The sequence below is a fragment of the Oleiphilus sp. HI0067 genome, from assembly GCF_001635735.1.
The window spans coordinates 1-1,506 of the sequence record NZ_LWFI01000984.1; the positions used below are offsets into that span (position 1 = coordinate 1).

Here is a 1,506-nt window from a genome sequence, read left to right on the forward strand (position 1 = left end):
CGACGACCAACCGTGCCTTGAAGTCATACGTCGACGAAGGGAAATTCCGAGAAGATTTGTTTTACCGTTTAAGTGTATTCCCAATGTCATGGAAACCACTTCGCGAGCGCCCAGACGATATCCTACCTATTGCTCAGCGATTGCTTGAAGTGCATGCCGCGAAAATGCGTCGAGGAAAGGTTGTACTGAACGATGAATGCAAAGCCTTGTTATTGAATTATCCTTGGCCTGGTAACGTTCGTGAACTCGACAACGCCGTACAGAGATCTTTGATCCTGGCAGAGGGCGGGGTGATAAAAGCCTCAGACTTGATTTTGGATATGCCAGGAATATCGTCATCAGACGATTATTTGAGTTCCGATAGCCACATTATCGTCGATGAGCCTCAACCAACTACTGTCGAGAATTTGACAGAGTCGATGAATAGTCAGAATACAGTGGAGCAAACGTCGCCACAAAGCTTGAACGTGGATATCGACAGCAGTGCTCTAGGCAAAGATTTAAAACTTCGTGAATATCAAATTATTATCGATACCCTCAAGGATGAAGGGGGCAAGAAGAAGCAAACCGCCGAGAAATTAGGCATCAGTCCGAGAACCTTGCGTTATAAATTAGCGCAAATGCGCGAACTTGGCATCGACATTGCGTCAGAGTTAGCAGCATAGAAAAAAGTGTCAGATTTTTGATACCGAACACTATGGCTAAGTAGTAATTTAGTTTGTCAATCTGCTGATTCGGGGCCTATTTAGGCCCCATTTTTTTGCCTGCTAGAAATGTTCAATAGTCAGTAATTGTTTTGGCCTGATTTGTGCTGTTGTCACTAACTATTACTGTTTACAACGAAAAATTGACATTCAACTAGAGGGGAGCGCCTATGTCAGGAATCAATTCAGTCACTGGCCGAGCCGATATCTCACAAGTATTGGCAGAGATGCGTAACATTCGCGCGCAGATTCAACCTGCAGAGCAGTTAAAGCCAGAAGTCTCTCCAACTCAAATCAACCCGACTAACAAGGTTGATGAGATCCCGAAGTTTAGTGATTTGTTATCTAACGCTGTCAACTCGGTAAATGACGCACAACAGAAATCTAGCGCATTACAAACAGCTTATTCTCAAGGCGATCCAAACGTCAGCATCACTCAGGTAATGATCCAGTCTCAGAAAGCTTCAGTCGCGTTTGAGGCTGTAACACAGGTACGCAACAAAGTAGTGAAAGCGTACGAAGATATCATGAAGATGCCGGTTTAATAGGTAGGATTAGAGCAATATCATGGCAGCAAATATGAGCGAAGCAAGCGTACCAGCAACGACAGTAGGTAAAGGATCTACTGATATGGTAGCTGATCCAGCACAAAGCGACCTAATGACAGGTGTTAATCGTCTAGGTTTGTTCCGTCAAATTGGTTTGATGATTGGTTTGGCGGGCAGTGTTGCACTAGGTCTTGCGTTAGTCCTCTGGTTACAAGAGCCAAATTACCAACCCGCCATGCAAAACATCGCAGCGC

At 44.7% G+C, this 1,506-nt stretch carries 2 protein-coding genes and 1 pseudogene; all 3 read left to right on the plus strand.

All coding sequences use genetic code 11. The features are described from left to right. A partial coding sequence (locus A3739_RS12825) for a sigma-54-dependent Fis family transcriptional regulator (RefSeq protein WP_197472300.1) occupies window positions 1–665 on the plus strand: 665 nt, incomplete at its 5' end. A gap of 209 nt (window positions 666–874) precedes the next feature. Next, window positions 875–1,249: a flagellar hook-basal body complex protein FliE gene (fliE, locus tag A3739_RS12830; RefSeq protein WP_068480004.1), complete on the plus strand. Its 375-nt coding sequence runs from the start codon at window positions 875–877 to the stop codon at window positions 1,247–1,249. 34 nt (window positions 1,250–1,283) lie between these two features. Next, window positions 1,284–1,506: pseudogene (locus A3739_RS12835) on the plus strand (flagellar basal body M-ring protein FliF); the annotation flags it as partial.